6 protein-coding genes are annotated in these 8,237 nt (G+C 40.7%); 5 read left to right on the top strand and 1 reads right to left on the bottom strand.

The features are described 5' to 3' along the window. Window positions 1-486 precede the first annotated feature (486 nt). On the top strand, window positions 487-1,863 hold the full coding sequence (locus RDS42_RS09620; RefSeq protein WP_308783475.1) for an MATE family efflux transporter: 1,377 nt from the start codon (window positions 487-489) through the stop codon (window positions 1,861-1,863). A gap of 72 nt (window positions 1,864-1,935) precedes the next feature. On the opposite strand, the gene RDS42_RS09615 is transcribed toward RDS42_RS09620, so the two are convergent. After that, complete coding sequence (locus RDS42_RS09615) at window positions 1,936-2,961, bottom strand: substrate-binding domain-containing protein (protein WP_308783474.1); 1,026 nt, start codon at window positions 2,959-2,961, stop codon at window positions 1,936-1,938. A gap of 237 nt (window positions 2,962-3,198) precedes the next feature. On the opposite strand from RDS42_RS09615, the gene RDS42_RS09610 reads away from it, so the two are divergent. From RDS42_RS09610 to RDS42_RS09595, 4 genes are all read left to right on the top strand, one after another. Next, window positions 3,199-4,137, top strand: a complete 939-nt coding sequence (locus RDS42_RS09610) for an ABC transporter permease subunit (protein ID WP_308783473.1) — start codon at window positions 3,199-3,201, stop codon at window positions 4,135-4,137. A 14-nt stretch (window positions 4,138-4,151) separates the two neighbouring features. After that, a complete protein-coding gene (locus tag RDS42_RS09605) occupies window positions 4,152-5,048 on the top strand; it encodes a carbohydrate ABC transporter permease (protein WP_022067573.1) in 897 nt (298 codons plus the stop codon). A gap of 14 nt (window positions 5,049-5,062) precedes the next feature. After that, window positions 5,063-6,751, top strand: a complete 1,689-nt coding sequence (locus RDS42_RS09600; protein ID WP_308783472.1) for an ABC transporter substrate-binding protein — start codon at window positions 5,063-5,065, stop codon at window positions 6,749-6,751. Between the two features lie 27 nt (window positions 6,752-6,778). Continuing rightward, window positions 6,779-8,237 (top strand): glycoside hydrolase family 32 protein (locus RDS42_RS09595; protein ID WP_308783471.1); only part of this gene is annotated, 1,459 nt, incomplete at its 3' end.

Genomic DNA, 8,237 nt, shown 5'->3' with positions numbered 1-8,237 from the left:
AGATTATGAACGCCGCCAGTCAGTAAATGTCCGGCGGTATTTTTATATTCATTTTAAGGAAAGAAAACTGACGCTTGCCCGAACATCCCACCGCCCTGCTAGGTACACCGATGCTTCGGGCATCCTGCGGAACGCTGGGTGGTGAAAAGAGAGTGGACAAGGAAAAATAGCATATCAATATTTTACAGGATGGAACTATTCCATTCTTTAAAAAACAGAAAATATGTTGATTACACGTTTGATTACATTTTTTTGAAGATGTGCTGAAACCGCCTTATTTACAGTGTTTTTTTGCCTATAGGATTATTCGATTCCGGTCTGCGGCATTGATGAAAAGTGGGAGAAACGTTGGATTTACAGCGTTTCTCTTATTTTTTTGCCACACAGATAATCCTGTCAGTTGTAAAAAAACCATAATTGAGCTATACTGTTCACCAGTATATTGGGAGAAAACAGAGAAATAATGAAAGAGAAAGGATGTTTTAAATGAACGACAACAAAAGTTTTCTGGGAACAGAGCCAATCGGAAAGCTCTTGATGAAGCTGGCGCTTCCTACAGTAGCGGCTCAGCTGATCAATATGCTTTATAATATTGTAGACCGTATTTACATAGGGCATATTCCCGGAGATGGAGCGCTGGCATTGACCGGTGTGGGTGTCTGTATGCCAATTATCATGATCGTGTCTGCTTTTGCAGCGCTGGTAGGCAACGGAGGTGCCCCCAGAGCAACTATTTATATGGGAAAAAAGGATCATGATACTGCTGAAAAAATATTAGGGAACTGCTTTACTGCACAGATCATAATTTCAGCTTTTCTTACGATGATCCTTCTGATCTGGAACAGGGATCTCCTTCTTGCCTTTGGTGCAAGTGAAAATACCATTGATTATGCAGTGGCATATATGAACATCTATGCTTTGGGAACTGTTTTTGTACAGCTTACATTGGGAATGAATCTGTTTATCACAGCTCAGGGATTTGCAAAAACAGGAATGCTTTCTGTACTTCTTGGAGCAGTGACAAATATTATCCTGGATCCGGTTTTTATTTTTGGATTCCATATGGGTGTAAGAGGCGCTGCACTTGCAACAATCCTTTCCCAGGCTCTTTCCTGTATCTGGGTGCTTTGCTTCCTGTTTGGAAAAAAGACAGTTCTGAGGTTGAAAAAAAGATATATGACAGTCAAAAAAGAAATTCTTTTTCCCTGCCTGGCGCTTGGTTCTTCTGTGTTTATCATGCAGTCCAGTGAAAGCGTGATCTCTGTATGCTTCAATTCTTCCCTTTTGAAGTATGGAGGAGACCTGGCTGTAGGAGCTATGACCATTCTTACCAGTGTTATGCAGTTTGCCATGCTTCCTCTCCAGGGACTTGGACAGGGGGCACAGCCTATTATCAGCTACAATTACGGAGCCGGAAATAAAGAGCGTGTGAAAGGGGCCTTCTGGCTGCTTTTAAAGTGCAGCATGTTTTATTCCGTATTATTCTGGGCAGTTGTCATGCTGTTTCCGCAAATGTTCGTAGGAATGTTTACCTCTGATACAGCGCTTGCAGCGTTCACCCGGGATGCTCTTAAAATTTATATGGCAGTGGTGGGCCTGTTTGGTATCCAGATGGCATGCCAGATCACATTTGGCGCTCTGGGAAATGCAAAAGCATCTATTCTTGTGGCCGTTATGAGAAAATTTGTACTGCTGATCCCTCTGATTTATATTATGCCTGCGGTTCTTACAGCAGACAAGGCAAGGGCAGTTTATATGGCAGAGCCGGTTGCAGATACACTGGCAATTACATTTACCGGATTTTTGTTCTTTTTCCAGTTCCGTAAAGTCCTGAGACAGATGAACAAAAGTACAGACAAATAAAAGGTAAACTGGACAGAAATATATAAAACTCTCAGATTTTGGAAAATGTCTTCCGGACTCTGAGAGTTTTTTTTAGTCAGTTGTTTCGCGACGGATCAGGACAGGAGTGATTTGCTTATGAACAGGGGACTTTAAAGGAGAAGGTTTCCTTTTTTTCATTTCATCCATTTGAGAGACCAGCAGTTCCAGAGCAGTTTCAGCGATTTTGTCAATCTGTTGACCAATGGTGGTAATGGGCACGATGGCTTCATTTGCGATAGGAGAGTTATCAAAACCTACAAGACGGTACTGCTCTGGCAGATGTCCATATTTCTGGATGATAAGATTCAGAAATATATTTGCATAAGTATCGTTGGCGAAAAAAATGCCTTTTTTTCTGTCAGGATATTTTTCTTCGATAGTTTCAAAAGTTTCTTTTATCCTGTCAAAGGTTGTTTCGTAAGTGGAGCCGAGATCGCCCAGCATGAGTTCATATGGTACATGATACTTTTTGCAGGTATCTTCAAAAGCAGCGATACGATTATGAGCAGGAACATTTTCGGGCACGGGAACATTGATGTGAATCAGGATATCGCAGCGGTTTCGTATCAGAAGGCTGGTTGCCTGTAGGCCACCCATATAGTTGTCAGTATCCACACTGCAGATATGTTCGGCTTCCCGTTCAATAGCCACAATGGGGATGTTGCATTTTGCCAGTTCTGCCGAGGAAAAAGTGTGGCTCAAAATGATCAGTCCCTCAATTTTATAAGCCAGAAGCTCATTGATGTACTGCTGTTCCCGTTCTCTTCCATCATTGCTGACAAAAACAAGAAATTTGTAGCCGAATTTTGAGTAACTGGATAAAAGCTGATTTAAGATTTCTGAATAATAATGAAGATAGAGATTAGGGATGATGATCCCGACAAATTCGCTTTTTCCGTTGGCAAGGACTTTTGCCAGTTTGTTTTCCTGATATCCCAGATCTTCTAGAGCTGCGGCTATTTTTTCCTGATTTTCAAGGGTTAGTGAATCAGGGTTATTAAAATATCTGGAGATCGTTGTTTTTGAAAAATTTGTGTAAGCTGCAATATCAGCGAATGTCACTTTCTTTTTCACCATAATTATGTACTCCCTGTAATTATATGGCCATGATGTTATGTCGGACATGTTTTTATAGATATTTACAAGTATAACAAGGAAGATATAAAAAATCAACCGAAAAATAACTGGTTAAGTAACCGGTTATTTTTTTGCCTTCAATCTATTGAAAAAAGAAAAAAGTGATGTATTATCAAATTAAAGTAACCGGTTACTTAACCGGTTATAAGATCAAAAAAGAAAACGGAGGGAAATGGAGTGAATATTTTAGCGAAAAAGAAAACATTACCTGTTAAGCGTACGGCAAGAGATAAGCTGATATATGTAAAAAAGAACTGGCAGCTTTACCTGTTTTTTCTTATGCCGGCACTGCTTCTCACTATCATCTTCAAGTATCTTCCCATGGGCGGAGTGTTGATTGCCTTTGAAGATTATAATGTCATTGACGGTATTCTGGGAAGTGAATGGGTAGGATTGGAATACTTCAAAAGATTCCTGTCATCACCTGATTTTATGGAATACCTGATGAATACTCTGAAACTCAGTGCATTTGGTCTGCTTTGGGGATTTCCGATTCCTATTGTCCTGGCTTTATTGCTGAATCGTATCAGACGCGAGGGAATACGAAAAAAGATACAGCTGCTAATCTATGCTCCAAATTTTATATCTATTATCGTCCTCTGCGGTATGGTCCGCATGTTTCTTTCTCCGGTAGGCCCTGTCAATTCTCTTCTCGGGATTGATACAAACTGGATGACAATGCCTTCAGCTTTCCGTACAATTTATATTGCCAGTGGAATTTGGCAGACAGCCGGATGGTCATCTATTATGTATACGGCTGCGCTTGCGAATGCCAGCAAAGATCTGGAAGAGGCAGCAATCGTAGATGGAGCAAATATCTTCCAACAGATACGTTATGTAGAACTTCCGGCGATTAAAAACATCATTGTGATCCAGTTTATCCTGCAGGCCGGAAACATTATGAGTATCGGATTTGAAAAAGCTTTTGCATTACAGACAGACATGAATCTTCCGGCATCTGAAATCCTTTCAACATATGTGTATCGAATGGGTCTTCTCAATGGAGATTACGGTTATTCTACAGCAGTAGGTTTATTTAACGCTGTTATCAATGTTATTTTACTGATTGCAGTCAACTGGGTTGTGAAAAAGTTAAATGATGGCGAAGGTTTATAAAGAGGAGGAAAGAAATGGAAACAAGAAGAAAAATGAAACTCGGAACATCTGATAAAGTGATTCTGGGAATCGGATATACTGTTCTTGGTATTTTTGTTTTATCAATACTGATTCCTCTTGTATATATTCTAATGGCTTCCTTTATGGATCCCAATGTACTGAACAGTCGGGGAATCAGCCTGAATTTTAAGGATTGGACGCTGGATGCGTACAGACGAGTTCTGGAGAACGATATGATCTGGCGTGGATTTTTTAATTCATTTTTTTACTCGGCGGCATTTACTGTGATTTCTGTGTTTATCACACTGCTGGCAGCTTATCCTATGTCAAAGAAAGAATTTGTAGGAAGAAAATTTTTTAATACAATCTTTCTTATTACAATGTTTTTTGGTGGAGGAATGATTCCTACCTTTATTTTGATCAATCAGTTACATATGGTAAATACTATTTGGGCTATTCTTCTTCCAGGAGCATTTAACGTATGGAATATGATACTTGCAAGAACCTATTATCAGTCTATTCCCAAGGAACTGCGGGAAGCATCTTCTATTGACGGTGCAAATGAAATCCAGCATTTTTTCAAGGTAATGCTTCCTGTCTGTAAACCTATTATTGCAGTTCTGGCATTATGGTCGTTTGTAGGAATGTGGAACAGCTATTTTGATGCAATGATCTATTTGAACGACGCAGAGCTTCAGCCGCTGCAGCTTGTATTAAGATCGATATTAGTTCAGAATACACCTCAGCCGGGAATGATAGCGGATATCCAGAGCACGGCGGAGATGGCAAAGGTTGCAGAACTTTTGAAATATGCTACGATCGTAGTATCCAGTCTGCCGCTTCTGATCATGTATCCGTTCTTCCAGAAGTATTTTGATAAAGGAATCATGGTTGGTTCTGTAAAAGGTTAAGGGGGATGTAAAGCATGAAAAAAAGAATAAAAATGCTGATGGCAGCAGGCCTTTCTGTTGTGATGCTTGCTTCTGTCACAGGATGTGGAAAAAGAGAGCGTATGGAAGCAGAGATCAATCCGGATACTCCTGTATCAGAGGTTTCATTTCCTCTGAAGGAGCAGGCGGAGTTATCTTTTATTACAAGCGCACCGGCAACATCAACGCAGGATCCGAATGAAAGGGTTATTTTCCAGAGAATGGAAGAACAGACAAATGTACATATTGACTGGACCTGTTTTGTTGCAGATCAGTTTGCAGACAAAAAGAACCTGGCTTTGGCACAGTTTGGAAACCTTCCGGATGGTCTGTTTAATGCCGGAATGAATGATTATGATCTTCTGAGATATGCAAAACAGGGAATTATTATTCCCCTAGAAAATCTCATTGACAAATATATGCCTAATCTTCAGAAGGTATTTGAACAGTATCCGGAATACAGAACTATGTGTACGGCGCCCGATGGACATATTTACTCATTCCCATGGATTGAACAGCTGGGGGCAGGAAAAGAGGCTATTCAGGCAATTGGAAACATTCCCTATATCAATAAAAAATGGCTGGATTATTTGAAGTTGGGAGTACCGTCTACGGTGGATGAATTGAAGGAAACCCTGATTGCCTTTCGCGATCATGCCGCAGAATTAGAAGAAGAATTTGGGATTGAGGGCGGAGTGATTCCAATGTCCTTTATTATAAACAACGGAGATCAGGATCCGTCCATTCTAATCAATGGATTTGGAGAAGGTTATGGAGATACGGGAGATCATTTTGCAGTGACAGATCAGGGTGAAGTGATCTACACTACTGTCCAGGAAGGGTATAAGGAAGGAATCCAGTGGCTTCATCAACTGGTGGAAGAAAATCTGGTAGACCCGGAAGCCTTTACCCAAGAGTGGTCTACATATGTGGCAAAAGGTAAAAATCACCGTTATGGCCTTTGCTTTACCTGGGATATTTCCAATATTGACAACTATCAGGATTATGTGATGCTTCCAGCTCTTGCCGGTCCGGAAGGTCTTGTTAATATCACAAGGCAGAACAACAGTGAGACCAGCGGTTTTGACAGAGGACGCTGTGTGCTTACTACTAGCTGCAGAAACACAGCTCTGGCAGCAGCCTGGATCGATCAGATGTATGCACCTCTCCAGTCTCCTCAGAATAACTGGGGAACTTATGGAGAAGAGGATTCCTTTAACATTTTTGAGATGGGTACAAATAAGGGCGGAGAGCCTATGCTGAGGCATATGGATCTTGGAGATCAGTCTCCGGTAGAGGTAAGGGAAGCTCAGTCGGTAAACGGGCCTCTTGCAATACTGAATGAATATTATGATGTATACGTGACACAGCCGGATGATGCTAAATGGCGCCTGGATAATATGCATGAGGTATATTTGAAGGATATGAACAGTAAATACGTTTATCCCAATGTATTTATGAGCATTGAGGACACTAACAAAATATCCCAGTATGATACAGATATTAAGAAATATGCAGAACAGAAGAAAGCGGACTGGATTCTGAATGGTGGGATTGAAAAAGAGTGGGACAGCTATCTCGAGAAAATGGAGCAGTATGGCTTGTCAGATTATCTGGCCATCAAACAGAAGTATTTTGATCAGTATCAGGAAAGTCTGGGGGAAAACCAGGGAGATACAAAGTAAAAATATATAGTGATACAGGAGTTTGAAATGAGCGAAAAATTAATAAAAGCAACTCAATTTCAATATGAACAGATGAATCAGATGCCGGAAGGAGAGAAACCTGTTTTTCATGTTTCTGCTCCTATAGGCTGGATTAATGATCCCAACGGATTCTCTGTATATAAAGGAAAGGTGCATCTGTTTTATCAGTATCATCCATATTCCATCTGCTGGGGTCCTATGCATTGGGGACACAGCGTAACAGATGATATGATAAAATGGAAAACAGAGCCGGTGGCTTTGGCGCCGGATCAGGAATATGACAAAAAAGGATGCTTTTCCGGAAGTGCTGTTCAGGCAGGAGACAGGCACGTACTTATTTATACCGGAGTTACAGACGAGGAAAACTCTAATGGAAGTCGGGAAGAAAGACAGAATCAGTGTATCGCTTTTGGCGACGGTATAACATATGAAAAATCAGCGAAGAATCCGATAATCACCGGGGATATGCTGCCGCAGGGATGCAGTCAAATTGATTTTCGTGATCCGAAGATCTGGGAAGAGGACGGAAAATATTATTTGATCGTGGGAAATAAAAGTGAAAAATATAAAGGACAGGTGGTATTGTTTTCCAGTTCAGACCTGGAAAAATGGAAATTTGAAACCATTCTGGCTGAAAATACATCGGGAAAAATCGGATGCATGTGGGAATGTCCAGACTTTTTTGAACTGAATGGAACTCATATTCTGATCTGTTCTCCACAGAATATGACCGCAGAGGGATTTGAGTTTCATAATGGACACAATTCTCTGTATTTTTCTGGAAGGTATGAGAAACAGAGTCACACATTTATAAAAGATGCACCCAGATCACTGGACTATGGACTGGATTTTTATGCGCCACAGACAACCTGTCTTCCGGATGGAAGGAGAGTCATGATCGCCTGGATGAAGTCATGGGATTCTAGTGTGATTTCTGATGGACAAAGCTGGCAGGGAATGATGACGCTGCCAAGAGAACTAGAGTATATAAACGGAACTCTTTTTCAGAAACCCATAAGGGAATTGGAAAAATATCACAAAAATCCTGTTTTCTATAAAGAAGCGGAAATTAACCATAAAACAGAACTTCCGGGAATCCGGGGCAGAATACTGGATATGACAGTGGAGATTCCCGGGGAAGATTATGAAGAGTTCCGGATCGATCTTGCACATAATGAGTCTTATACAACTAGTTATACATACTACAGGAAGCAGGGAATACTGGAAATAGACAGAACCTACTGTGGAATAAACAAAGATGTTGTATGCCAGAGAAAAATGAAGATACAGGATATGGAAAAAGATCTGCAGCTTCGCTTTATATTGGACCGCCAGTCCATAGAATTGTTTGTAAACGAGGGACGGCAGGTAAATACAACGGCAATTTGTACACCTCAGGAAGCAGAACAGATTGTATTTTCATGTGACAGAAGTATAAAAATAAATATTCAGATGTATGAAATAG

It is taken from the genome of uncultured Blautia sp., from assembly GCF_902497045.1.
Taxonomy (GTDB): Bacteria; Bacillota; Clostridia; order Lachnospirales; family Lachnospiraceae; genus Blautia_A.
This window is presented reverse-complemented; position numbering and strand designations above follow the sequence as displayed.